Genomic DNA, 25,053 nt, shown 5'->3' on the forward strand with positions numbered 1-25,053 from the left:
GCGTTTTTTAACACCGTTCTGACCAAATACCGTTTGATAAAGTGTGATACGACACACATAATTCACCCAAGTTATCACTACTCCCATTTATCGATTTGGAGCTTAATTATGGATACAAGAAAACTGGTTCTGATTTTGTTATGTATCTTTCTTCCGCCTGTCGCGGTGTTTATGGAGAAAGGTCTAAATAAAGACTTTTTGATTAATCTAATATTGACGTGTTTCTTCTTTCTACCAGGTACGATCCATGCGCTTTGGTTAACAATGAAGTAACCACTTACACTCTCACTCTTTATAAAATTGAAAAATGGGATGAAATATGAGGGCAATTCCTCTATCATCCTGTCGCCTAAGCGCAAGCGTTTGCTCAAAAGCAAATACGGCGCTTAGGCTCCAATCAGACAACTTTTCAATGGTGGGAGCAATTAATGACAACACTGACTATCACTCGTCCTGACGACTGGCACGTTCACTTACGCGATGGGGAAGTTCTTAAAGACACCGTTCGCGACATCAGCCGCTACAATGGCCGTGCGCTGATTATGCCAAATACCGTCCCACCTGTTACTACAACTGAGCTCGCCCTAGCCTACCGTGACCGAATTCTCAAAGAGCAACATGGCGAACAGTTTAAGCCTTTAATGGCGCTTTACCTTACAGATAACACGACACCAGACGAAATACGTAAGGCTAAAGCAACCGGACACATTGTTGCTGCCAAGCTCTATCCTGCTGGCGCCACAACAAACTCAGATTCCGGTGTGACCAATGCGAAGAACATTTATCACGTTTTAGAAGCGATGGATGAAGTCGGAATGTTACTTCTGGTTCATGGCGAAGTAACACATCACGATGTTGATATCTTCGACCGAGAAAAAGAATTCCTTGATACCGTCCTCGCTCCTATCGTCAATGACTTCCCTAATCTTAAAATCGTTCTAGAACATATCACCACCGCCGACGCAGCAAACTTCGTTAACAACGCCTCAGACAACGTAGCGGCTACCATCACTGCCCACCACCTTCTTTTCAACCGTAACCACATGCTTGTGGGTGGTATTAAACCTCATTTCTACTGTTTGCCAATTCTTAAGCGCGGAACCCACCAGCAAGCGCTGATCGAAGCAGCAACTAGTGGTAGCAAGAAGTTTTTCCTAGGTACAGACTCAGCGCCACATGCGAAAGGGGCAAAAGAATCGGCTTGCGGTTGTGCTGGTTCTTACACTGCACACGCTGCGCTAGAGCTTTATGCAGAAGTCTTCGAAAAAGAAGGCAAGTTGGAAAACTTGGAAGCTTTCGCAAGCTTCAACGGTCCTGATTTTTACGGCATTGCACGTAACACAGATACAGTGACGTTAGAAAAATCCGCTTGGGATGTGCCAGAAACGATGCCATTTGGCAATGATATCGTTGTGCCTATTCGAGCAAATGAACAGATCGAGTGGAAAGTGAAGTAAGTACTTTACTGACGTTTCACCCATAAAACAGGGTCATGCTTTTTGTAAAAAGAAGTCATGACCCTTGTTATTATCGTCTCATGTTTTAGATGTGATTATTGACCACGAAGCTTTTCAACCATCGTCCATACCGCAACCACAACCAACCCCGCCACAAAGCCGATAATACCGTTCAGTAAAATAGGCAAAATGGCTGTAGCAACCGAATGACCACTAAAGTTCATAATAATCGGCTCTACAAAGTGATGAATGGCTGGCACGTTGTGCACCACAATTCCTCCACCCACCAAAAACATCGCAGCAGTTCCTACAATGGTTAACAACTTCATCAACTTTGGTGCAAAAGCGACCAAGGCCCCTCCGACTTTCGCCACCCAACCTTTACCGTTTGAGCGACTTTCAAGGTAAAGGCCTAAATCATCTAGCTTCACAATCCCAGCGACTAGTCCATAAACTCCAACCGTCATAATCACTGCAATTAAACTGACAACTAAAATTTGCGTAACAAGACTGGCTCCTGTCACGGTACCTAACGCAATCACGATGATCTCTGCTGAAAGGATAAAGTCTGTTCGAATCGCACCAGAAACTTTACGCTTTTCATACTCTTCTATCGACTCTCCAGTATTAACTAGCTCCTCTTTTTCTTCGTGCGGATGCGAGTGAGGAAACACTTTCTCAAGTACTTTCTCTGCCCCTTCAAAGCAGAGAAATAAGCCGCCAATTAGCAATAATGGCATAATAAGCCATGGAATAATCGCGCTAATAAGTAAAGCTGAAGGAACTAAAATCAATTTATTTTTGAATGAGCCTTTTGCAACCGCCCAAACCACTGGAATCTCTCGCTCAGATGCAACACCAGACACTTGTTGAGCGTTTAACGCTAGATCATCTCCCAATACACCTGCGGTTTTCTTTGCCGCCATTTTTGACATTAAGGCGACATCATCAAGCACCGTGGCAATATCATCCAACAGTGTGAGTAAACTTGCTCCAGCCATTTTTTGTCTCTTATATGAAATTGAGTAAGTAACAAAATGTAACACCAATGAATCACTCATCAAAGTGATGATTTTGCAAAGAGTACCACCCCAAATGGTGTTTTATATTGCCGTAAAGATAAGACAGGTCTAGTCTTGTGATACCTTTCAGCAGTCAAAAGAAAAAGTATAGATGAAAAGTGGATACATTTACCCGATCGGTACTCCTGGCCAACCTTGGACCGAAGAAGAACGTAAAGCTTGGTTAGCAACGCAAGAAGTAAAACGTAGCTACCAAGATGAAGTCGTCAGTAAAATCGATGCCCTACGCGGGCATTTTGATGTTGAACAATATGGTGCGCTCTCATACAACGAGGCACGCTTCCCTCTGTTTTGTATCAAAACACGCAATTGGGATTCAACTAAACCTGTTGTGTTGGTCACAGGCGGCGTGCACGGTTACGAAACCAGCGGTGTACATGGCGCATTAAAGTTTGTAGAAACGGAAGCAGAGCGCTATGCAGAGCATTTCAATATTGTCGTTGCCCCCTGCGTAAGCCCTTGGGGTTACGAGGTGATCAACCGCTGGAATCCAAACGCGATTGATCCAAACCGCTCTTTCTATAAGGATAGTCCTGTCGAAGAATCCGCTAACCTCATGAAGCTCGTTGCAACTTTAGGCGATGTGTTAATGCACATTGATCTACATGAAACGACAGATTCTGACGAAACTGAGTTCCGTCCAGCCTTAGCTGCTCGTGATGGTATTGAGTACATTGAAGGTATGATCCCAGATGGCTTTTACACGGTGGGAGATAGTGAAAACCCTCAGCCTGACTTCCAAAAAGCGGTCATTGAGTCAGTTGCAAAAGTGACTCACATTGCACCAGCAGATGAAAACGGCGAAATCATTGGTTCACCCGTCGTACAGTTTGGCGTTATCAACTACCCAATGGTAAAACTGGGCCTGTGTGGCGGCGTAACAAATTGCGTTTACGGCACGACAACGGAAGTGTACCCAGACAGCCCAACGGTGACCGACGAAGAATGCAACGATGCACAGGTTGCAGCCGTAGTTGGTGGTTTGAATTACGTACTAAGTAAGCTCGAATAACACAGGTTAACAATAAAGCAACTGACGATGTCTTTGAATTGTGAATCAGCTTTACTTTGCTCCAAAAGCAAGTTGAGACATTAATCCGCTAGTTTATTAGAAATTACCGCATTAACATCGCTAACACTGAAGATGCGAAGCATCACGACTTTATGACGCTATTTTAATGCGGTATCTAATAAATCCTAAAATACAAACGACATCTAGACATCATCGTCACTACTAACTCCTCTTCCTGAACAAACTATCGTCATACCATTTAAATCAAACCTCAACCAACGAGCTTCTGAAGCGAAAAACATCCTTAAACAATAAGAAAGCTTAATGCTCTTTGGCTTTATTTTTTAATCACTTACCCAAAAGCACATGCATTAGCCATTGCCTTGTTTTTTATACGCGATTGATCCTTTTAGAGAAACATATATGAGCCTCATTGCTTAACCGAAAAAACAAAGATATAATGAAAATAATTATCATTTGTATTTTAATTTTAAATCGAGAACCTCTTTCTCTTTGCATTGAAAGCGGCACTTTTCTTTTGCTAGTTAATCCAGTTTTAAAGCCAAATCAGCACGTTGAATTTTTAGGTATGGCCTAGTGATACTTTGAGGGCTGGATTGTGACCTTAATGTTTATAAAAAATAACTTGGTTATGTTTTGTTGGAATTTAGAACCTATATGCGAATAGATATTCATTATTCGTATTCCATCCCCAAGTCATAAGTTAAGAGAAACTCATTTTATTTTGGGGCAGATTCTGTATGAGTATTCACGTAGTAAGCCTGTTTTTTATACTGTGCTTAACTTCAATTTTCGTCGGCGCAAACCAACTAGATTGGTCGTTATTGCTGACCATGGATGACAAAGCTTGGCTACCGATTACTGCTAGCAGATTACCAAGGCTAATCGCACTAATTCTTACCGGATCTGGTCTCGCAATATGTGGTGTTATTCTTCAACATATTGTTAGAAATCGTTTTGTTGAGCCGGGCACCACAGGCGGTATCGATGCGGCAAAGCTCGGTATTTTGGTATCTATCGTCATGCTTCCATCCTCAGACAAGCTTGAACGTATGCTCTTCGCCGTACTATTTTGCTTCGCCGCTGGCCTTATCTACATTGCCATCGTACGAAAAATTAAATTCAGTAACTCTGCGTTAATACCTGTGATTGGGCTTATGTTTGGTAGTGTACTAAGTGCTATAGCGGAGTTTTATGCTTATCAAAACAACATCTTACAGAGTATGTCCGGTTGGTTAATGGGAGATTTCTCCAAAGTGGTCCAAGAACACTATGAAATAATTTTCTTGATTTTACCCATCACCCTACTGACTTACTTATATGCACATAAGTTTACTGTGATGGGAATGGGCGAAGATGTTGCGTCCAACTTAGGAATTAATATTGCGTTCACTGCCGCCTTGGGTCTAATGCTAGTTTCCGTGACAGTTGCTATAACAGTGGTGACCGTAGGTGCCATTCATTTTATCGGTTTAGTCATACCTAACCTAGTCGCACTAAAATATGGCGATCACCTTAAAAACACCCTACCAATCGTTGCACTAGGCGGCGCTTCGTTACTTATTTTTTGCGATGTCATAGGCAGAGTTGTTGCCTTTCCTTTTGAAGTCCCAATTGGATTAACAGCCAGTGCTATCGGGGGAGTCATGTTTCTTGTGTTTCTTTTGAAAGGAGCACGAGTATGAGATCACATTACTCAAACATGCGAGTGAGCATTATACTCGTTTGCATGCTGTCTATCGCCTTTATCTTTACAAGCTCTGGGTGGGATTTTGATTACGTCATCCCTAAGAGGCTGATTAAACTTGGTGCCATAGTTATTGGGGGCAGCTGCGTGGCCATCTCTGCTGTTATTTTCCAAGCTTTAGCTGGTAATCGTATTCTTACGCCATCCATTATGGGATATGAGTCGGTTTATCTGGTTTGGCAAACCCTACTCTTATTACTAGGGGGCACTTCTGGCATTGCTACATTAGGTGTTGTCGGTAATTTCGCTGTCTCTGCAATACTCATTCTGTTGTATTCCTTAACGATTCAATCTTGGGTACTCAATAGATTTAAACATGACATGCACCAAGTTCTGCTGATTGGCTTTGTTTTGACAATGGTGCTGACAACTCTTGCTCAATTTATCCAGCTCAGAATAAGCCCTGGAGAATTCTCTATCCTTCAAGGGCTCAGCTATACCTCGTTTGAGCGAGCGAAACCTTCTACGTTACTTTTTTCCAGTATTGCGTTAAGCGTTTTGGCACTCTTTGCTAACAGATGGTCACGCGAGCTAGATGTGATAGGTCTAGGTCGAGACCAAGCGATGTCATTAGGACTAAATGATAAGCAATATGTACCAAAGTTCTTTGCTGTAATCGCCATTTTAGTAGCAATTTCGACGAGCTTGATTGGCCCAACGGCTTTTATGGGAATTTTTATTGCCAATATTGCTTATTCCGTTACTAGCGCACCGAACTACAGACACATATTGCTCGTTGCTTGTGCTATTGCAATTGTCATGTTCTTGTCTGGTCAACTTCTGGTAGAGCACTTATTTAACTTTAAAACCACCGTCTCTATTTTGGTGAATGTCCTTTGTGGGGGATATTTCCTAGCCATCACGATAAGAACAAGAAGCCACATATGAAAACTGTTACTCGCCTGTTTAAAGACAACTCACTGACAAAAAGGAAATACCCCATGTTTAAGAGCCCCCTACGTTTGAGTATCGCGCTTGCTTGCTGCGCTCTAGGAACCTTATCAGGTTGCGAGCCGGAAATAATTAAAATTGAAGATACTCAGCCATTAGAAAAGCTCATCGTGATTGAACACAATCTCGGAGCAACTACTATTTCTCATCGCCCTCAACGAGTGGCAGCATTAGATATGAACGAAGTGGACTTTTTAGATCAGCTAAATGTTCCAATCTCAGGAATGGTGAAAGACTTTGTTCCTCACTTTCTAGCGAAATACAAAGACACACCTGAGATAGCGGATCTTGGTGCGATAGTTCAGCCTAATATGGAAAGGATCTATGCCCTAAAACCAGATCTCGTATTGATGACTCCGCTACATGCTAATCAGTATGAAGAACTCTCTCAACTCGCTCCGACTTTACATTTTGACATCAACTACCGTAATAGTCGTGACCATCACGTCGATACCATTAAGAAACACCTTGTAGAGCTTGGTGAGATCTTTGAAAAGCAGGAGCTAGCCCAACAGAAAGTTGCCGAAATCGATGCAAAAGTCGCAGAAGTGCGCGCTGTTACGAAAGAGCGTTCTGAAAAAGCTTTGGTTGTCATGCATAACAATGGTGCTTTCAGCTCATTTGGCGTTGAGTCTCGTTATGGCTTCGTTTTCGATGTTCTGGGGGTAAAACCAGCGAGTGAAAAAGTGGAGACAGGTTTGCATGGTCAGCCAATTTCTAGCGAGTTCATTAGCCAAGCTGATCCAGACATTCTTTACATCATTGATCGAACAGCAGTAATGGAAGGAAAGCCTGTCATTGATGCGGAACACTTAGCAAACCCACTACTCCGTCAAACCAAAGCATGGAAAAACGACAACGTCGTTTTTGTTGATGCCGATGCTTGGTACATCACTTCAGCAAGCATCACATCTCTGAAAATCATAATTGAAGACATCCTAAAAGGTTACCAAAGCTAAATCTAATAACAATGAGTTGGATCTTAAGTAATTCAACACTCAATCGACGTCAGAACGGATGTGAGCTAGCCCAAACAAAGAAAAGGAATCTATAATGACTCATGACTATCATCAGATAGCGATGGACTCTTCACAGAAAAACAAACCAAGCCCATGTCATATCGCCCTCTTTATTTCACTTCAATTTAGTACTTTTGTCGTACCAATTAGTATCGCTCAAGCTGAAGAAGTCGTAGATGAATCAATGACAGTTTATGGTGAAGCAAACAGAGTTTATGCCGCTGGCAAAGTTTCTCACGCGAGTAATATAGGAATGCTTGGCGACAAAAACTTCATGGAAACGCCTTTCAATACGATTGGATACACAGAAAAACACATTCAAGACCAACAAGCACGCGATATCTCAGATGTAATCTCAGCTTCTGATCCCTCTGTTTTCACCAGCGGTGAAACCGGCTTAAACAAAGAAAGTTTCAAAATAAGAGGTTTCAACTCAGACATTAGCGACGTTATGTTTAATGGATTGTATGGTATCGCTCCTTATTACCGAACCTCTCCTGAAATGTATCAACGTATTGATGTACTTAAAGGTCCTGCTTCTTTGCTCAACGGTATGCCACCGAATGGATCTGTTGGTGGCACCATCAACTTAGTGACAAAAAGAGCACAAGAAACACCAATCACATCTTTCACCGGCAGCTACTTATCGGACACTCAATTCGGAGGACATATCGATATTGGACGTCGCTTTGGTACAAATGAAGAATTTGGTATTCGTTTCAACGGTGCATTTAAAGATGGAGACACCGCGATAAACAACCAAAGCAACAAAACTCAACTTGCATCATTAAGCCTTGATTGGCGTAATGACATTGCTTTCCTTGAAGCAGATTTTTACTACAGTACAGAGCGAGTTGAAGGTGCAAACCGTGGGTTAAGCATCGCTTCTGGTCTCAAAATCCCATCACCTCCTCCATCTGACACATTATTGACGCCAAGTTGGGCCTACAATGATAGCGAAGATAAAGGGATGATGATTCGCGGGGAGCTAAGCGTTAGTGACTCTGTAACTGTATACAGCGCATTGGGTGGTAGCCGTACAGATTTTCATTCAAATGTACCGCAACGAATCAAAATCATCGATAACGAGGGTAACCTAGAGGTATCTCTCGGATCAGTTAAGCTTGAGAACAAACGGACTTCAGGTGAGATAGGTGTTCGTAGCAACTTTGACACTGGCCCAGTAGAACACCACCTTGTACTGAATAGTACTTACTTTAGAGAAGATAAAAATGATTCTCCAACAGGTAATAATAATCCAGCCCCTTGGAACTCGAATATTTATGATCCTGTTTGGGGACCAGAAAATTCAGTTTACGACAACTACTATGGTTTACCTATCGATTCAACTCAGGTCAGCTATGGCATTGCCGATACGTTATCTTTTGTTGATGGGAAATACCAAATCACGCTCGGCTTGCGTTACCAGAGCATTGATTATGAATCTGGAATAATAATGAACGGAATGTCGCTTCCTACCACCAAGTTTAAGGAAAGTACTTACACTCCCGCACTTGCAGCATTATACAAAGTTTCGAGCTCAGTTTCGCTTTATGGTAACTACACCGAAGGCTTAACGAATGGGAAAACAGCAGGCTCTAGCGCTGCAAACGCAGGAGAGGCTTTTGAACCCCAAAAAACCAAACAGACTGAAGCAGGCGTGAAGCTTGACCTGGACGGCTTTGCTCATACGTTCAGTTTATTTGAGATTAAAAAGCCAAATGGGTACCAAGATCCGGATACCAACATTTTTTCTTTCGGTGGTGAACAGCGCAATCGCGGTATTGAATGGGGGTTCTACGGCACACTATCAAAGGACTATACACTCATCGGTGGTATCGCCTATACAGATGCAGAGATTACAAAAGCAACAGATGTGACAGAGGAGGGGAAACAAGCAACTAAGCTACCCGATTTACAAGCTAAACTCGCATTAGAATGGAACCTCCCTGCGATGCGTGATCTCACGCTTATCGGCCAAGCGAACTATATGTCTGAACAATACATTGATGCACAAAACACTCAGGCATTACCTGCACAGACTATTCTTGATCTTGGCGCACGCTACAACTCAAAAATTGCTGAAACAAGCGTGGTTTGGCGCCTTAGCGTAAACAATGTACTGGATGAAGATTACTGGACAACCACCCACTATGCGGACCTAGCTCTTGGCGCACCACGTACAGTGATGCTGTCAGCTACTGCGGATTTCTAATCCCTCCACCTCCCCTTTAGCCTGCCTTCTAAGGGGGACTTACTCCCATTTGGCTGTTCATGAAAATTCACAACAAATCAAAGGAAGTACTCATCTTCAACATTCAAGCAGACAAAGAGCTCGCAACACCTACGGCCAAAGTTAATTCAAAACATAATCCATCAACGTCCACTTCCATAGGCTTTATATGAAAAACGATAAGAGCTCAATATGCTCTACCACGTTCTCCTTATTTTCGCTTGATAGGCTAGATAAGGTGACAATATGATAAGTAAAATCAGCCAACATTACGTTACGCCTAGCTTAATGCCAGCCTTAAAGCCATCGATTAAGAAGCTTGCTTTGGGAACGTTTTGTGAAGCACTTGCCGCTGTGGCAAAAGTTGGTGCACTGCTATGCTTGATAAACCTTATCGATAAATTTGCAAACCAATGGATTTACGGTGCCATAGGACTTTGGGCGGCTAGCGCACTTGCCTCATCAGTGGGCTCGTGGTTAGTTCATGATGCCGAGTCGCAGTTTTCCACTCGATTACGTCGCCAAGTTGCTCAGCACTTGACGCGCTTGCCAAGCAAGACCATCTCTCAATATGGTGATAATCAACTGCGTCGCATAGTTTCCGAAGACATCAGCACGCTTCACCACATGGTTGCGCATTTGCCTTCAGAACTCGTGACATTCATTGTCGTACCCGCAACTTCTATTTTTATCATGTTGAATCTCACAGGTCCGGTAGCGATGCTTACTCTGCTCCCTGGTCTAATTGCATCATTGTACTACCTACTCTTTTTACCTAGGTTCGCCGCTAAACATGGCAAAGAGCGCATGACAATAATGGGTGATATCGTTACCGCAGTAAACGACTACACAAAAGGTATCCGAGTAAATCGAATTTACGGCACGCAAGCAGGAGCACTCGACAGCTATAATGATGCCACAAGACGCTTTACTCACGGCATAGTGAAATGGGTTGGTAGCGTTGCCCTTCCAGCAGCAATTGCTACCGCATTACTTCAAGCGGTTTCGACTTTCGCAATGGCCTATACCATTGGCTATGAATTAAGTCCCGTGGCAATGGCGTCGCTATTCTTTTTTGGTTTGGCCGTCGTATCACCCGCACTGAAGCTTGGCCATGGATTGGACTACGTTAACGCAGGAAAGAATGCTGCAAAGAACATCAGCGACTTTTTACAGCAACCACAAATAGAAAGTGGCAGTTTGAGCGCGGGAGAAAAACCGCTATCACTACAAGCATCAAATATCGTAGTGGCTAATGGAACTGTTAATATTATTGATAACTTCTCCCACTACTTCCCACGGGGTTCATTTACAGCCATCATGGGGCCTAGCGGAGCAGGCAAAAGTACGTTACTACGTCTATTAGCAGGTCAAGAAACACCTCTTTCAGGCTTCGTTACCTTAGGAGGCAATCAACTGTCTAAACTCTCTGAGATATCCCGATACTCCGCCATACGCTATGTGCCCCAAGATATCGGTGTACTCAAAACTACCATTAGGCAGAATTTGAAACTATCAACGCCAAGTTCAAGTGACGACGAGCTGAACCAAGCTTTGCAACAAGCTCAATTAAAGATTGACCTCAATTCTGATGCAAGCGTGCTTTCAGGAGGCGAGCAACAACGTGTCGCAATAGCTAACACATTTCTAACTCAAGCCAACGTTCTATTACTGGATGAACCAACCAGTGCTCTCGATAAAAATACGGCCTTCACTGTGATCAGAAATCTCGCGAAGTTTGCGAAAACACAAGACAAGATATTGATCATAATTACTCACGACTCAGAACTCGCGAAACTTGCAGACACTACATTGATGCTCAACAGAAAGGCTCAACGACAGGATGAAGAAGTATGACGGCTCACAATACCCTCTATTCCAATTCGACAATTCCACAAAGTGCAAAGCACCGTCTATATCGAGTCGCTATAGGTTGGGGACTAGTTGCATTATTTGAGGCAACGGCTTACACATTTCTTGCAATATCTATTGTCGAACAAGCTTCACCATTGAACGTCATAATAGCTGCTGTTCTAACTGTGATAGTTACCGTTATTGTAACTCGTTCTGGATTTCTCTCTGGTGCGAAACTGGCTGGGGATCTTTATTCATCAGTAGGTCATTCGCTCAGTAAAGCAAAGTTAGCTTGGTTTAATGATCAGCATAGAACTCAGCTCACTCAACTAGCAGAACGAGGAATACCTGGCTTTATGGCCATTCCTGCTCATCAGCTACAAACATTTTTACACGCTCCAATGTTACCCATATTTTTAATTATCGGTATTGGGGTCGTTGGAGGAGGTGAAATTGCACTACTCAGTGCCGTATTGTTACTAGTTGCACTGCTCGTTCAGTACAAGGCGCAAAGATACCTAAGTCGCTCAGATAGCGACCGACATGACGCAGAGCTTCAAGCGACTAAATCAACACTTGAGCTCATAGATCACCTTGAGTTACTTCGCTCAACAGCGGGGCCTGAGCGCTCAATCGAGCGTATTGAACAGAGTTGGCACGCACAAGAAGAAGCTCATTCAACTATTAATCGTAACGCTTCTATCGCAACCTTAGTATCAGGATTGGCAACGATTTTACCCCTTGCAGGTATCGCCATCTATCTCGTCTTAGAGCCGATTACTCAACCCTTATTAGTCTTGGCTTTATTGATATTGATTACCCGTGCAGCTGCACCTTTGGGTGAACTCGCGTTGGCAGGCTTTGCGATTAACGACGTAAAATCCTCAATTAAAAATTACGCTCAGTTAACGAATGTCCCTGTTCTGCCTGAGCCTAATCCTCAATTTGCAACCTCCCCCAAAAACCATAAGTTCGAACTGAACCTTGTGGGCCATTTAGATCTCTTTGAAGATGCTAGCACGGAGATCAAACAAGGTGATACCGTCGTCATCAATGGAGTCAGTGGCAGTGGCAAAAGCACTTTACTGGGCCTGTTTCTAAGGTTTGATGATCCTGACCAAGGTCTTATTTCGCTCGGAGGGATAGATCTAAAGAATATCCCTTATGACGTGCTCACCCAGCATATAGCCTATGTTGCTCAAGAACCGGTCATTTTTACTGGCACATTGGCGGATAACATTCGGTTAGGTAATCCCAATGCAAGTGATTATGAAGTTGAGAGCTTTGCAAGACACGCACAATTGGACAAACTTATTGACTCATCTCCTAAAGGAATACATCAAACAGTAGGACAAAGAGGCTCAGGGTTGTCAGGAGGTGAAAGACAGAGAGTCGCAATTGCGCGAGCTCTCATTAAAAAGGCGCCAATCCTCATTTTCGACGAAGCGACGGCAGCATTAGACGAAGCAACCGAAAAAAGTATTGCTCAACATATTCAAACATTGAACTCGACCGTGATTATTGTGACGCATCGCGATCAGAATATATGGTCACCCACATTGGAACTCACGATTGAGGGTAGAAGAGTTATAGTTGCACAGTACAACTCTACTTCCTTGAAAAGTAGGGACAAATTGGCGGCTGAAGAAACTAATAACAATCAATACTTAAATCTAAGCGGTGTCAATTGAGTTTTTTGTCACTTTAGCACATTGTATCATCTAAAGAATCTTACAGGCATGTTGTAAAGCAATAATAATAAAGCGAATTCTCAAGGTTATAATTCTGACTCAATCTGACACAAGATAGACGTAAGTCTTTCCAATACCATCAGCTTTTCGAGTCGGTCATCATACAGCGCATTGTCAATTTTTTTAAAATAGACTCTACACTTTTACAACAATCGATTCTTGTATTGCTCCGGTGTCATGCCGGAGTATTTCTTGAACATCGCGATAAAAGGGCTAGCTTGGTTATAACCTAACGTCAGAGCGACTTCTTTTACGGTCTGCCCTTTACGCAGCAACTCCATAGAATGCAAATAACGTACACGTAAGCGCCACTCAGTAAAGCTCATTCCTAATTCACTCTGGCAATGTCTCGCTAACGTGCGTTCTGTGGTATGCACTTTTGCCGCCCACTCCGCCAAACTGATCTCATCCGTCGGCGATTCTTCTACTGCTTTTAAAATCGGTTCAAGATACTTATTGTCGGTAGTCGGTAAAAAGTGATGTTCGACTTCTTGCTTTGCAAGCTGGTCCAATAACACTTGTACCAAGCGCTTGTCTTCATCAGTTTGCGCCACGTTAATGTCTCGCTGACGAAAGTCCTCAATAATAGATGACACGATTGGAGTCACTTTGATCAAGCTCGTTTTGGTAGGAAAATGCGCTGTCAATTCAGGGGCAATGTTCAAAGAACAATATTCGATTGGCTTACGGTTGTAGCTAGTGTGACGAATTCCGGCGGGAACCCAAATAGCAAGATGTGGAGGTGCTAGAAATCTTGTGTCTTCTGCATCCATCTCAAGAATCCCACCGCTGATCAGTTGCACTTGCCCCCAAGGGTGGCTATGAATTCGTGTTTCTGTATTAGAGAGAAACGCTTCGAAATTCATAAATACATCTGATGGCGCACGATCTATTGATAAGGAGGGGTGAAGATTTCTGTCGCTCTTTTTCAAAATTGTCTTCCTATCGCTTACGATGTCTTTTAAGAGATACTTTTTATTATAAAGACCTGCCAGACTAGCGCCATCAATAATTGTGCTATAGGGTTCTCATGATTTATTTACTTCCGTTTTTCACCGTTATGATTTGGGGTGGTAACTCAATTGTGAACAAGATGGCAGCAAGCGCCATTGAACCAAGTGCGATGAGTTTCTACCGTTGGTTTGTCGCAATGGTACTCCTAACGCCATTTTGCCTGCCTGCAATCATCAAACAACGACACATTATTCGACCTTACTTAGCTAAGTTGGCGTTTCTTGCGTTACTTGGTATGGTTCTCAACCAGTCACTTGGATACTATGCCGGTTTAACAACAACGGCCTCTAATATGGCTCTGATCACCTCTTTAGTTCCTTTGCTCAGTGTGTTTTTAAGTGTCCCATTGCTCGGTAAATCTATATCAATGTTAAGTATCGTCGGTGGTGTCATTTCGCTCGGCGGCTTGGCATTTATGCTTGGTCACGGTGATATCACTTACTTTTTACATCAAGACTTAACGCAAGGTGACAGCTTAATGCTCGTTGCTGCCATGGTATACGCGGCTTATTGTGTTCTGCTAAAACGCTGGAAAATGCCATTCAGTAGTTTGACTCTGGTTTACATGCAGGGCTTCTTTTCTGTTTTGATGCTCACACCACTTTGGCTCTCTAGTGAGCAACTGTTACCAAGCCAAGACGCGCTACCATTAATCGCTTATGCTGGTATTGCTGCTTCCATTTTCGCGCCGCTGATGTGGGTCAAAGCGATTGATTCAATTGGTGCTGATTCAAGTGCTATGTTCATGAACCTAATGCCTGTGGTTTCCGTCATACTTGCTTCAACACTAATTGGTGAGAAAATTTACGCTTACCATATTATTGGTGGGTTGTTAGTCATCTCTGGCGTTATCCTGTCGCAAATAAAAGTAAGACAGAGAAAACTATTGTCCAATTCTGAGATTGCCTCTACCGCCAATTAACATCTACACCTCAAGCCACAGAGCTACGCTGTGGCTTGTCACTTCCAGCGTTCGAATAAAAGTTAATATTTTGTTTCATTCGCTATTCCCGAAAATTCATCTTGCTGCTAAATTGGGAAAACAATAACCCATCAAGGAAAGACAGATGAGCAGTGGTCAAAGAGACATTACCCTTCGCTTTTTAGCAGAACCCAGCGACGTAAATTTTGGCGGAAAAGTGCACGGCGGCGCCGTAATGAAATGGATCGACTTGGCAGCGTACGCCTGTTCTGCAGCGTGGAGTGGTAAATATTGCATTACCGCATATGCTGGCGGCATTCGGTTTGTTGCGCCGATTCATGTCGGCAACTTAGTCGAAGTTAGCGCGAAAGTCATTTATACCGGACGAAGCTCAATGCACATTGCGATTGACGTGCAAGCTAGTGATCCAAAGCAAATGAAAAACAGACTCACCACTCACTGTATCGTTATCATGGTTGCTGTAGATGAAAACGGAAAACCAACCGATGTACCGAAATGGATTCCAGAGTCAGATGAAGACAAAGCCTTAGAGCAATCCGCTATCCGTCTTATGAACATGCGTAAAGAGATTGGGGAAGAAATGGAAGCACACGTTAAATATCTCAAGTAACTGGCATCCGTTAAGAACGCTATTAAGTACCTCAACGTTACCTAGACCCAGAGTGTGGAGCAACATCATGGTTTCGCCATTTGTTTCACGCTCGCCCTTCTCTGTCATAAATCCTTCACCTAGCTTTGCTTAAATCCATCCATTATTTTAGAGTTGGATAGAGTTTGGATCTTGAGACTAAAAGAAACGACCTTAAGTGAAGAGACGTTGACCAATTTAAAAGCGGTCGAGTACCAGTGGGTGAGAACCATGTACGTCGAGGGGTATAACGAAACAGAAATTAATCATTACATTCAAACTTGCTTTGGCGGTGACGTTACCTTTGCTAATTTATTTCGTCGCGTCGCACTGCAGCAAGAAAGTTTGTACACGCTGCTTCAATACGTTGGATGCGCACCTTCCAGCCGAGAGTTTTAATCTCTTCCTTCCCTACCTCAATTTAGCTTTTTACTAAGCTCTAGTTATTTATGTGAAGTGCTACGCAGGGCATTATTCAAGCCCTGTGTAATCCATTGCAAAGCCGCTAATCTCTATCAACTTATTGCACAATTGCCTTTAACAGGCATAAAAAAACCTGAGTCTAAACTCAGGTTATGGTTACAAAAACTGTTAGTGATTGAATCGTAAGGAACTAAGCTAACAGCCAGCTATGCGTAACGCCAATAAAAGCCAAGATATTACTGATCGGCGGCCAAACCAAAATTGTAATATCCGTGCTAAGTATAAGGGCGACCATGTGGTCGCCCTTTTCTAGTTATTCTTATCAATCTCAGACCACAAGAGATTATCCTTTCACACCACCAGCGGTTAGACCACCAACCAACCAGCGCTGCGCAAGTAAGAATACGGCAGTGATTGGCACTGCTGAAAGTACAGCAGCTGCGGCAAAGTCACCCCACAAGTAGTTTTGTGGATATAGGTATTGCTGCATACCCACTGCAAGTGTGTACGAGTCTACATCAGAAAGCAGTAGTGACGCTACAGGAACTTCACCAATTACCATGATGAACGACAAGATGAAGACTACCGCTAGGATTGGCACAGACAGTGGCAGCAATACCAAACGGAATGCTTGCCATGGTGTAGCACCATCAAGAGCCGCCGCTTCTTCTAGAGACGAGTCAATACTTTCGAAGTAGCCTTTAATGGTCCAAACGTGCAGTGCGATACCACCTAAGTAAGCGAAGATCAGACCGCCATGCGTGTTCAGGCCAAGGAAAGGAATGTACTGACCCAGTTTGTCGAACAACGCGTACAGAGCAACCAATGCCAACACCGCAGGGAACATCTGGAAGATCATCATCGCTTTAAGAATGGTGTTCTTACCTTTGAACTTCATACGAGCAAACGCGTAAGCCGATGTGGTTGATAGCGCCACGATTAGGATTGCAGAAATACCACCCACTTTTACCGAGTTCCACAACCATGTCATTACTGGGAATGGCGGCGGTGTAACTGTACCGTCTGGATTAGTCACCGAGAAACCTAATGCCAATTTCCAGTGATCAAGTGTTGGGTTGTCTGGGATCAGGCTACCCGTTGCAAAGTTACCTTCACGGAATGAAATCGCGATGATCATCAGTAAAGGGAAAATAATCAGTGCCAAAAATGCCCACATTGCAATATGAGTAGCCCAAACACGATACTTTAATGACTTACCTTGTACCATTGCCATTGTAATTTCTCCTTAGTCCTGAGCTACTTTAGTTACGCGTAGGTTGATAAGTGCCAATGCGCCAACCAATAGGAAGATAAGCGTTGCTACTGCACTTGCTAGACCGAAGTCTTGACCACCAGCACCTTCGAATGCGATTCGGTAGGTGTAACTTACTAGCAGGTCGGTGTAACCCGCAGGCTCTGATGTACCAATCATGTTTGGACCACCGCCAGTCAACAACTGGATAAGTACGAAGTTGTTGAAGTTAAATGCAAAACTCGCGATCAACAATGGTGTTAACGGCTTCAACATCATTGGTAGTGTGATACGTGTGAAGTTCGTGACAAAGTTCGCACCATCAATTGCTGATGCTTCATATAAATCGTCTGGAATCGCTTTTAGTAAGCCCATACACAAAATCATCATGTAAGGGAAACCAAGCCAAGTGTTAACAATTAAGATCATGGTTTTCGCCATGAACGGGTCTGAGAACCAAGCCGGGCTAATGCCGAATAAGCCTTCCAACAACATGTTGATCTCACCAAAGCTTTGGTTAAACAAACCTTTAAAGATCAAGATAGAAATAAACGCCGGAACTGCATAAGGCAGGATTAGCAACAAACGGTAAACTGAGCGACCTTTAAGTGCTTCCCACTGAACCACACTGGCAAGGACAAGACCAATAACAAGCGTAAACAATACGGTTAGCGCAGAGAAAACAATGGTCCAGATAAAGATACTGATAAACGGCTCTTTGATACCATCATCTTTCCAAACACGCTCAAAGTTGTGGGTACCAATGTTCACCACGAAACCTGGTGACACTGTGCTGCCAACAAATTGACCGTTTTCATCGACAGGCTGGTAGTAACCTACTTCCATATTTGGACGTAGCGTTTCTTCAGTCCGGTTGTTGTAAAGCGTTTCACCATCTTCTTGTAATGTGTACAAAGGCACAACTGCAGCAAATTTGCGCAGCCCACTCATGCGGATATCATCACCACTTGGCAAATGTAAATCGACACTGCTCAACGCACTGCGGTTCTTAACAATCGCCTTGATTGATTCTTTTTCACCCGTTACTTCTTCAATTGGTGAAAGATCAAACTCCGATGCTGAAAGGTTATCAAGCTGAAAAGTCGGGCTTGCAAGTAGCTCACCATCTTTTTCAACCACAAGTTGATGGCCTTGCTCCGTTTTATACAAAGTGAACGGGTAGCTATCACCACTTTGGTAAGTTCGGTCCAAAAGTACGTTCTGAGCGCGATCAAAAGAGAGTTGGTTCTTCGCGCTATAGTTGGTAAACGCCAAACCTATGGTGTACGCCAAAGGAAAAAGAATGAAAAGGATCATCCCTGCTATACCAGGGTAGATGTAACGGTGTGCGTACGTCTTTTTGCTACCAAAGATGAACAACGCTAAAGCGGTAAGAATGAGCGTAAGTAGTGCAAACGCAATCTCACCGCGAGAATACATAAGGATTGTTGCGTAGCCATTGATGATGCCGACTGTGCCTAAAAGTGACCATTTCATGAACACTTTTTTGCTGCTCGGAAGGCTGGCTTCTGGTGCTGTCATAGCATTTGTACCTTGAACTGACTGCATAGGGAACCTGCTAGCGAATATAGAATAAATATAGAAAAGTAAGGAGGAGTTGCCTCCTCCTTAAAAAGGTCTTACTTAATTATTTAGTCATTTGTTTTTCTGCATCTGCAAGAGCTGCATCGACAGTTTGACGACCGTCAACTACGTTGATGATTGCGTTCTTAGCCGCACCCCAGAATGCGTTCATTTGAGGGATATTTGGCATGATTTCGCCGTTCATCGCGTTATCCATAGTCGCAGCGATACGAGTATCTGAATCTAGCTCACGTTGGAACGAGTTAAGTGCTACCGCACCTAGAGGCTTATCGTTGTTAACCATACGTAGGCCGTCGTTTGTTAGTAGATAGTTCTCAATGAACTCAACTGCTAGGTCTTTGTTTGGAGACGCAGTGCTGATACCAGCCGTTAGAACACCAACGAATGGCTTAGAAGATTGACCTTGGAACTTAGGTAGCGTAGTCACGCCGTAGTTAACGCCAGACTTCTCAATGTTGCCCCAAGACCATGGACCGTTGATCGTCATCGCTGTTTTGCCTTGGTTGAACGCAGACTCAGACACGGAGTAATCCATATCCGCAGAGATTACGCCTTTATCAACTAAGCCTTTTACGAAGCTCATTGCGTCTTTAACGCCTTCTTTCGCGATACCTGCGTCTTTAACATCGTAACCTTCAGAAGTGTATTTAAACGCGTAGCCGCCATCAGCCGCCATTAGTGGCCAAGTGAAGTACGGTTCTTTTAGGTTCCACATGATTGCAGACTTGCCGTCTTTTTTAAGTTTTGCATCTAATGCTGCAACCTCTTCCCAAGACTTTGGTGGGTTTGGAACTAGGTCTTTGTTGTAGATTAGAGATAGAGACTCAACCGCAACTGGATAGCCGATCAATTTGCCGTCGTAACGTACTGCATCCCAAGCGAAATCAACGATACCTTCTTGAATATTCTTAGAAGGTTTAATTTCTGCTAGCAGGCCAGCTTCTGCGTAACCACCGAAACGGTCGTGAGCCCAGAATACGATATCAGGACCGTCGCCAGTCGCTGCAGTTTGAGGGAATTTGTCTTGAAGGCCATCTGGGTGAGCCACAGTCACTTTAATGCCGGTGTCTTCTTCAAATTTCTTACCAACTTCAGCAAGGCCGTTGTAGCCTTTATCACCGTTGATCCAGATAGTAAGTTGTCCTTCTTCGATGGCAGCATTAGCACCAAAAGAACCCAAAGCAACAAGAGTACCTAGTGCTACAGCGCTTAACTTTTTCATGTTCGTATCCTTTTTATATTTTTGATGTAGGGCTAGTCCATTGAGGTTCAGCCGTATTTCGACATATATCATCTGAAATAATCCAATATGTCTCATCCTCCTAATCCCTACGCCCTTACAATTATGACGTATTTTCGTGATCTAAATCGCCAAGGGTAAGAGACTCAAATCACAAAATGGATAGTTCCTGTGATCGGTTTCAACTTTAGGTGGTGCAATAATGTGATTTCCGACCAACTGCTTTCTTCCTCCTCCTTTTTTACTCCTCCCTTTCTACTCCCCCTACAATTATTTCTATTAGGAGGATGTCGCACTACGCACAATCTTAGAAACTGCAGTCATCCAAGAGTGGATGGTAAGAACCCTTTCCCAGCAGTGCCTACGTATTAGGAAAAAGATTTGCTGGTTTTGCATTGCCAGACGAGTGGAATGTCATTATTAGTGTTGTTTGTGGTAATTATTTCACGGGGGAGACAATACGAATAATGTGGGGGAGAGAAACTCGTACTTGGCTATGATGGGTAGCACTTCTATTCAGGACATTTTATTGAAGTGCTACCCTACTTTTCTTACCAACCGCAAGAACTTACCGATTCCTACTGTTACTGCTCGCTAGATAATTCATATAATGATGAGCGGTGAATAATAAAAAATTGATCGAGGACGAGCTACATGGCGAGTGTCACGTTAAAAAATGTTTGTAAAGCGTATGGCGACGTACTGATTTCTAAGAACGTAGACCTAACAATCAACGAAGGTGAATTTGTTGTTTTTGTAGGTCCATCAGGTTGTGGTAAATCTACCCTTTTACGTTGTATTGCCGGTCTTGAAGACATTACTTCAGGTGATTTGTATATTGGTGACCAGCGCATGAATGACGTCGAACCATCCAAACGTGGTGTTGGTATGGTATTCCAGTCTTACGCTCTTTACCCGCACCTTAACTTATATGACAACATGTCATTTGGCTTGAAACTAGCAAAAGCAGACAAAGCAGAAATCGACAAGCGTGTTGAACAAGCAGCAGAAATCCTACAACTAGGCCACTTGCTTGAGCGCCAACCAAAAGCACTTTCTGGTGGACAGCGTCAACGTGTGGCGATTGGCCGAACATTGGTATCGCAGCCAAATGTATTCCTTCTAGACGAGCCACTATCAAACTTGGATGCGGCACTGCGTGTAAACATGCGTGCACAAATTACTAAGCTACAACGCCAACTTGGTTGTACCATGATCTACGTAACGCACGATCAGGTAGAAGCGATGACAATGGCAGATAAAATCGTTGTACTAGACGGCGGTTATGTATCGCAAGTTGGTAAGCCGCTTGAGCTTTACCATTACCCACAAAACCGCTTTGTAGCTGGCTTTATCGGTTCTCCGAAAATGAACTTCATGAGCGTATTCATTGATGAAGTAGAAGCAGAGCGCGTCAAAGTTCAACTATCTAACGGCGTATCTTTCTGGATTCCGGTGGATGGTACAACAGTTAACCGCGGCGACCGAATGTCTTTAGGCATTCGCCCTGAGCACCTATTATCCGCTTCTGAAGCTGATGCAAGTATTCACGGTGAAGTGATGATTGTTGAGAAGCTAGGTAACGAAACTCAAGTATACCTAAACCTAGAAGGTGCGGACGCCGACGTTATTTTCCGTCAGCCTGACACGCTTGCAGTCGACACTGGCGATAAAATCGAGATCGGTATTCCAGCTCATCGTTGTCACCTGTTCCACAGTGATGGTCGCGCATGCCGCCGCCTATACAAAGAAAACGGCGTAGAAGTCGAATAATTCATTCGTCCTTACTCAAAAAAATCCCTCTCAAGTGAGAGGGATTTTTTTATCTTAATAAATATCAGCAATTCGATACTAAATCATTAATCGTGAACGAATCAAATCACCCGTTTCTTCTACCCTCACATAAACCATTGTCTTTGTACTGATACTTCATTTTTAATACTTTTCCTCATTCCTCATAAGTAAGTACCAGCTTTTTCCTAACCCGCCAAACTTAGCCAAAGGGCTAAATATCATTCTTATTTCCACTTACCTCAACAAAGCAAATTTTTACACTTATCAACGAAATTACACGTGACAAAAAACTCAGCAGCATTCCACAGAATGCTCTGTGCACTAACTACTAATAACGTTCACGACACGGCAATTGGGGAAGACACCCAAGGGCGGTAGCGTGTCAGAAGGGAAACTGAGTCATGAAACAAAAAGGACTTATCCGCTCTCATGAGATGGAGTTCGCTTTTTTATATCGCATCTCAGATCTTGCTGTCATCGTCTCTTTTATGCTGCTTTTAGTGTTCAAAGACATGAATACTGCGATGGGGAAAGATTACGTCATATTGGCTTTCGTTGGAGGCATCTCTTTTCTATTTATGGCAGAAAGCGGCAATCTGTATCGCTCTTGGCGAACCAGTTCGTTTAAAGAGCAGATGTTTATTGTCTGTGTTTCTTGGGCGGTGACTTCTGCACTTATCTTTATTGTGCTGTATTTTTCTGAAGTCCATACCTTATTTGATAACACAATTTTAGTGCTGTGGTTTGCGATTACGCCCGCTCTGCTCTTAGCATGGCGAGTAACATTCCGTACCGGATTAGCCTATTTGAGAAAAAAAGGATTCAACACTCGCACTGCGATCATCATCGGCCAAACTCCTCACGGCATTACCCTAGCTAACGAAATTCAAAACCACACAGAACACGGCGTGCTTTTTGATGGCTTTTACGACGAACGATCTTCCGACAGATTGCCAAATTCTAATTATCCTATTAAAGGAGCTGTTGACCACGCCCTTGAGCGAGCTAAAAAAGGGGAAGTAGATTACGTCTATATCGCGATGCCAATGCACGCAAAAGAGCGCATTGCGTCACTTCTTAACCAATTCTCAGATACCACCGCAAATACGTATCTGATTCCCGACTTCTTCACTTATAACCTTTTACATTCTCGTTGGGCGCAGATCGGCCAAGTTCAAACACTAAGTGTCTTTGATACACCTTTTGCTGGAATTTCTTCTTGGGTAAAACGGTTTGAAGACATCTTGTTTTCGAGCATTATTTTGGTCTTAATCGCCCCTATTCTATTCGTCATTGCGATTGGCATTAAGGCAACGTCTAAAGGCCCTGTCATCTTTAAACAACATCGGTACGGTCTTGATGGACGCAAGATTGAAGTCTGGAAGTTCCGTTCAATGACAACCATGGATCAAGGTTCGAACGTGAAACAGGCGACAAAGAACGATCCTCGTATTACGCCTTTTGGCGGATTTCTACGTCGCACCTCTTTGGACGAACTACCTCAATTTATCAATGTACTGCAAGGGACCATGTCTATTGTCGGCCCACGCCCTCATGCCGTGGCACACAATGAAGAATACCGTCAGATCGTGGATCGCTACATGCTACGTCACAAAGTAAAACCAGGCATTACTGGCTGGGCACAGATTAATGGTTATCGCGGCGAAACCGACACCTTAGAAAAAATGGAAAAGAGAGTCGAGTTTGATTTGGATTACATCCACCATTGGTCGGTTTGGATGGACATCAAAATCATCTTTATGACCGTTTTCAAAGGCTTCACTGGTGCTAACGCTTACTAAGGTTGAGATTATGAAGAAACTGACAATGGCAATAGCATTGAGTCTGTTTTCTACTGACTTGCTCGCAGAACCGATGGCTTACCAAACCGAGTCTGGTATAGAGTTGATTCCCCTCGTAAAAACTTTCTACGAGGGAGATGACAACATCAATAAAGCGGAAAAATCCGGCAATGTAGAATCGGTCAATATTTGGGGTATAGAACCAAGCTTACTAGCACGTATAGAACGGAATCGCTATCGCGCAGATATTTTATATAAGTTAAAAGCGGGCTTTTCATCTGACGATCGCAACGACTTCGACGACCACACTTTTCAGTTTTCCAACTTTTTCGAATTTAATCATCGTCATCGTTTAGTGGTTGATTACCGTTTTCGCGCCCAGCATGAAGTTCGAGGAGAAGATATTACCGAAGGTAATGGTAGCGCAATCGACTCACCAATAGAGTTCAACCGTAACGATGTAAAAACCAATTATGTCTTTGGATCTAACGGTGCCAAAGGCAGACTCGAATTCGGTTTAGGCTATAGTGATAAAACCTATCAAAACTATCGTGACGGCTTGCCTGGGCGCCCAAACGCTAAAACTAAATACAACGATTTTCGAGCTCCCAATGCACATTTGGAGTTCTATTTAAGAGCGACGCCAAGAACCTATTGGTTAGTCGGAACAAACCAAATCGTAACCGAGTATCAGCACCGAAATTCTGCGCAGCCATCGAAAGATAACAACACCAGTTTCTATTACACCGGTGCCGAATGGGAAGTCACAGGAAAAACCAAAGGCATCGCTCGACTCGGTTATCAAATCAAAGATTTTGACAGCGCTCAACGAGAGACATTTAAAGGCTTTAGTTGGGATATCGGCTTTGAATGGTTGCCTCAAGAACAAACTCTAGTCAGCGTGAAAACCACTCAAGCGGCGGTTAACCCCGATCAAGATGGCGATTACAACCTACAAACTCGTTACCGACTGAACCTGAAGCACGATTGGAATAGTTACCTTGCAACTCGCTTAGGTGCTGTTTATCAACAAGATGATTACACGGGAATCTCCAGAAACGACGATCGGTACACTCTATCTTTTGGTATCGATTATCAGATCAAACGTTGGATACAGCTGCAAGCCGATTGGCAATACCAAGATAAAAACTCTAGCCGATCGGATTATAGCTTCGAACAAAATATTTGGACTTTAAGCGCACAGTTTTCTCTGTAAAAAGGATTA

20 protein-coding genes are annotated in these 25,053 nt (G+C 43.4%); 15 read left to right on the top strand and 5 right to left on the bottom strand.

All coding sequences use genetic code 11. From position 1 onward, the window contains the following. Positions 1–108 precede the first annotated feature (108 nt). Positions 109–273: a YqaE/Pmp3 family membrane protein gene (locus R8269_RS09180; protein WP_005375297.1), complete on the top strand. Its 165-nt coding sequence runs from the start codon at positions 109–111 to the stop codon at positions 271–273. 155 nt (positions 274–428) lie between these two features. Then, positions 429–1,457, top strand: coding sequence for a dihydroorotase (gene pyrC / locus R8269_RS09185; protein WP_005375294.1), 1,029 nt, complete (start codon positions 429–431; stop codon positions 1,455–1,457). A gap of 95 nt (positions 1,458–1,552) precedes the next feature. On the opposite strand, the gene R8269_RS09190 is transcribed toward pyrC, so the two are convergent. After that, complete coding sequence (locus R8269_RS09190; protein WP_017821242.1) at positions 1,553–2,458, bottom strand: DUF808 domain-containing protein; 906 nt, start codon at positions 2,456–2,458, stop codon at positions 1,553–1,555. A gap of 172 nt (positions 2,459–2,630) precedes the next feature. On the opposite strand from R8269_RS09190, the gene R8269_RS09195 reads away from it, so the two are divergent. The 7 genes from R8269_RS09195 to R8269_RS09225 all read left to right on the top strand — a co-directional run bounded on the left by R8269_RS09195 (position 2,631) and on the right by R8269_RS09225 (position 13,067). Further along, positions 2,631–3,551: a M14 family metallocarboxypeptidase gene (locus tag R8269_RS09195; RefSeq protein ID WP_151515377.1), complete on the top strand. Its 921-nt coding sequence runs from the start codon at positions 2,631–2,633 to the stop codon at positions 3,549–3,551. A gap of 761 nt (positions 3,552–4,312) precedes the next feature. Beyond that, positions 4,313–5,257 carry an ABC transporter permease gene (locus R8269_RS09200; RefSeq protein ID WP_033906772.1) on the top strand — a complete coding sequence of 315 codons (945 nt, stop codon included), beginning with the start codon at positions 4,313–4,315 and terminating at the stop codon, positions 5,255–5,257. Continuing rightward, positions 5,254–6,207, top strand: coding sequence for an iron chelate uptake ABC transporter family permease subunit (locus tag R8269_RS09205; RefSeq protein ID WP_104976461.1), 954 nt, complete (start codon positions 5,254–5,256; stop codon positions 6,205–6,207). Before R8269_RS09200 ends, R8269_RS09205 begins: the two co-directional genes overlap by 4 nt. A gap of 53 nt (positions 6,208–6,260) precedes the next feature. After that, positions 6,261–7,229, top strand: a complete 969-nt coding sequence (locus R8269_RS09210; protein WP_104976460.1) for a siderophore ABC transporter substrate-binding protein — start codon at positions 6,261–6,263, stop codon at positions 7,227–7,229. Positions 7,230–7,323: 94 nt separating this feature from the next. Continuing rightward, complete coding sequence (locus R8269_RS09215) at positions 7,324–9,504, top strand: TonB-dependent receptor (RefSeq protein ID WP_085569339.1); 2,181 nt, start codon at positions 7,324–7,326, stop codon at positions 9,502–9,504. A gap of 264 nt (positions 9,505–9,768) precedes the next feature. After that, a complete protein-coding gene (locus R8269_RS09220) occupies positions 9,769–11,379 on the top strand; it encodes an ATP-binding cassette domain-containing protein (RefSeq protein ID WP_258477464.1) in 1,611 nt (536 codons plus the stop codon). Next, positions 11,376–13,067 carry an ABC transporter ATP-binding protein gene (locus R8269_RS09225; protein WP_033906768.1) on the top strand — a complete coding sequence of 564 codons (1,692 nt, stop codon included), beginning with the start codon at positions 11,376–11,378 and terminating at the stop codon, positions 13,065–13,067. The genes R8269_RS09220 and R8269_RS09225 overlap by 4 nt, the downstream gene beginning before the upstream one ends. A 203-nt stretch (positions 13,068–13,270) precedes the next feature. Here the strand turns inward: R8269_RS09225 and R8269_RS09230 are convergent, their stop codons facing one another. Further along, a complete protein-coding gene (locus R8269_RS09230; RefSeq protein ID WP_138939648.1) occupies positions 13,271–14,059 on the bottom strand; it encodes an AraC family transcriptional regulator in 789 nt (262 codons plus the stop codon). Positions 14,060–14,157: 98 nt separating this feature from the next. Between R8269_RS09230 and R8269_RS09235 the strand changes: the two genes are divergently transcribed. The 3 genes from R8269_RS09235 (at position 14,158) to R8269_RS09245 (ending at position 16,111) form a co-directional block, all read left to right on the top strand. Further along, positions 14,158–15,063, top strand: a complete 906-nt coding sequence (locus R8269_RS09235) for a DMT family transporter (RefSeq protein WP_158173198.1) — start codon at positions 14,158–14,160, stop codon at positions 15,061–15,063. A 145-nt stretch (positions 15,064–15,208) separates the two neighbouring features. After that, positions 15,209–15,694 carry an acyl-CoA thioesterase gene (locus tag R8269_RS09240; RefSeq protein WP_005375279.1) on the top strand — a complete coding sequence of 162 codons (486 nt, stop codon included), beginning with the start codon at positions 15,209–15,211 and terminating at the stop codon, positions 15,692–15,694. Between the two features lie 171 nt (positions 15,695–15,865). Next, positions 15,866–16,111, top strand: coding sequence for a hypothetical protein (locus R8269_RS09245; protein ID WP_005375277.1), 246 nt, complete (start codon positions 15,866–15,868; stop codon positions 16,109–16,111). 367 nt (positions 16,112–16,478) lie between these two features. Here R8269_RS09245 and malG read toward each other — a convergent pair whose 3' ends face one another. The 3 genes from malG to malE all read right to left on the bottom strand — a co-directional run bounded on the left by malG (position 16,479) and on the right by malE (position 20,214). Further along, positions 16,479–17,369 carry a maltose ABC transporter permease MalG gene (gene malG, locus R8269_RS09250; protein ID WP_005375275.1) on the bottom strand — a complete coding sequence of 297 codons (891 nt, stop codon included), beginning with the start codon at positions 17,367–17,369 and terminating at the stop codon, positions 16,479–16,481. A 12-nt stretch (positions 17,370–17,381) separates the two neighbouring features. Next, positions 17,382–18,956: a maltose ABC transporter permease MalF gene (gene malF / locus R8269_RS09255; protein ID WP_005375273.1), complete on the bottom strand. Its 1,575-nt coding sequence runs from the start codon at positions 18,954–18,956 to the stop codon at positions 17,382–17,384. Between the two features lie 79 nt (positions 18,957–19,035). Next, complete coding sequence (gene malE / locus R8269_RS09260; protein WP_005375272.1) at positions 19,036–20,214, bottom strand: maltose/maltodextrin ABC transporter substrate-binding protein MalE; 1,179 nt, start codon at positions 20,212–20,214, stop codon at positions 19,036–19,038. A gap of 672 nt (positions 20,215–20,886) precedes the next feature. Between malE and malK the strand changes: the two genes are divergently transcribed. From malK to R8269_RS09275, 3 genes are all read left to right on the top strand, one after another. Next, entirely contained in the window at positions 20,887–22,005 is a 1,119-nt protein-coding gene (malK, locus tag R8269_RS09265) for a maltose/maltodextrin ABC transporter ATP-binding protein MalK (protein WP_005375271.1), read from the top strand. 422 nt (positions 22,006–22,427) lie between these two features. Continuing rightward, on the top strand, positions 22,428–23,828 hold the full coding sequence (locus tag R8269_RS09270; RefSeq protein WP_213907579.1) for an undecaprenyl-phosphate glucose phosphotransferase: 1,401 nt from the start codon (positions 22,428–22,430) through the stop codon (positions 23,826–23,828). Between the two features lie 10 nt (positions 23,829–23,838). Continuing rightward, positions 23,839–25,044: an outer membrane beta-barrel protein gene (locus tag R8269_RS09275; RefSeq protein WP_017635284.1), complete on the top strand. Its 1,206-nt coding sequence runs from the start codon at positions 23,839–23,841 to the stop codon at positions 25,042–25,044. Positions 25,045–25,053: the final 9 nt, after the last annotated feature.

Source organism: Vibrio sp. Vb0667, assembly GCF_033391095.1.

What these genes read in the sequence shown, in the direction of transcription:
- R8269_RS09235 (WP_158173198.1), top strand. Translation starts at nt 14,158, where the DNA reads ATGATTTATTTACTTCCGTTTTTCACCGTTATGATTTGGGGTGGTAAC.
- malG (WP_005375275.1), bottom strand. Translation starts at nt 17,369, where the DNA reads ATGGCAATGGTACAAGGTAAGTCATTAAAGTATCGTGTTTGGGCTACT.
- R8269_RS09275 (WP_017635284.1), top strand. Translation starts at nt 23,839, where the DNA reads ATGAAGAAACTGACAATGGCAATAGCATTGAGTCTGTTTTCTACTGAC.
- R8269_RS09240 (WP_005375279.1), top strand. Translation starts at nt 15,209, where the DNA reads ATGAGCAGTGGTCAAAGAGACATTACCCTTCGCTTTTTAGCAGAACCC.
- R8269_RS09215 (WP_085569339.1), top strand. Translation starts at nt 7,324, where the DNA reads ATGACTCATGACTATCATCAGATAGCGATGGACTCTTCACAGAAAAAC.
- malE (WP_005375272.1), bottom strand. Translation starts at nt 20,214, where the DNA reads ATGAAAAAGTTAAGCGCTGTAGCACTAGGTACTCTTGTTGCTTTGGGT.
- R8269_RS09205 (WP_104976461.1), top strand. Translation starts at nt 5,254, where the DNA reads ATGAGATCACATTACTCAAACATGCGAGTGAGCATTATACTCGTTTGC.
- R8269_RS09195 (WP_151515377.1), top strand. Translation starts at nt 2,631, where the DNA reads ATGAAAAGTGGATACATTTACCCGATCGGTACTCCTGGCCAACCTTGG.
- R8269_RS09180 (WP_005375297.1), top strand. Translation starts at nt 109, where the DNA reads ATGGATACAAGAAAACTGGTTCTGATTTTGTTATGTATCTTTCTTCCG.
- R8269_RS09225 (WP_033906768.1), top strand. Translation starts at nt 11,376, where the DNA reads ATGACGGCTCACAATACCCTCTATTCCAATTCGACAATTCCACAAAGT.
- R8269_RS09210 (WP_104976460.1), top strand. Translation starts at nt 6,261, where the DNA reads ATGTTTAAGAGCCCCCTACGTTTGAGTATCGCGCTTGCTTGCTGCGCT.
- R8269_RS09200 (WP_033906772.1), top strand. Translation starts at nt 4,313, where the DNA reads ATGAGTATTCACGTAGTAAGCCTGTTTTTTATACTGTGCTTAACTTCA.
- R8269_RS09270 (WP_213907579.1), top strand. Translation starts at nt 22,428, where the DNA reads ATGAAACAAAAAGGACTTATCCGCTCTCATGAGATGGAGTTCGCTTTT.
- R8269_RS09220 (WP_258477464.1), top strand. Translation starts at nt 9,769, where the DNA reads ATGATAAGTAAAATCAGCCAACATTACGTTACGCCTAGCTTAATGCCA.
- pyrC (WP_005375294.1), top strand. Translation starts at nt 429, where the DNA reads ATGACAACACTGACTATCACTCGTCCTGACGACTGGCACGTTCACTTA.
- R8269_RS09190 (WP_017821242.1), bottom strand. Translation starts at nt 2,458, where the DNA reads ATGGCTGGAGCAAGTTTACTCACACTGTTGGATGATATTGCCACGGTG.
- malF (WP_005375273.1), bottom strand. Translation starts at nt 18,956, where the DNA reads ATGCAGTCAGTTCAAGGTACAAATGCTATGACAGCACCAGAAGCCAGC.
- malK (WP_005375271.1), top strand. Translation starts at nt 20,887, where the DNA reads ATGGCGAGTGTCACGTTAAAAAATGTTTGTAAAGCGTATGGCGACGTA.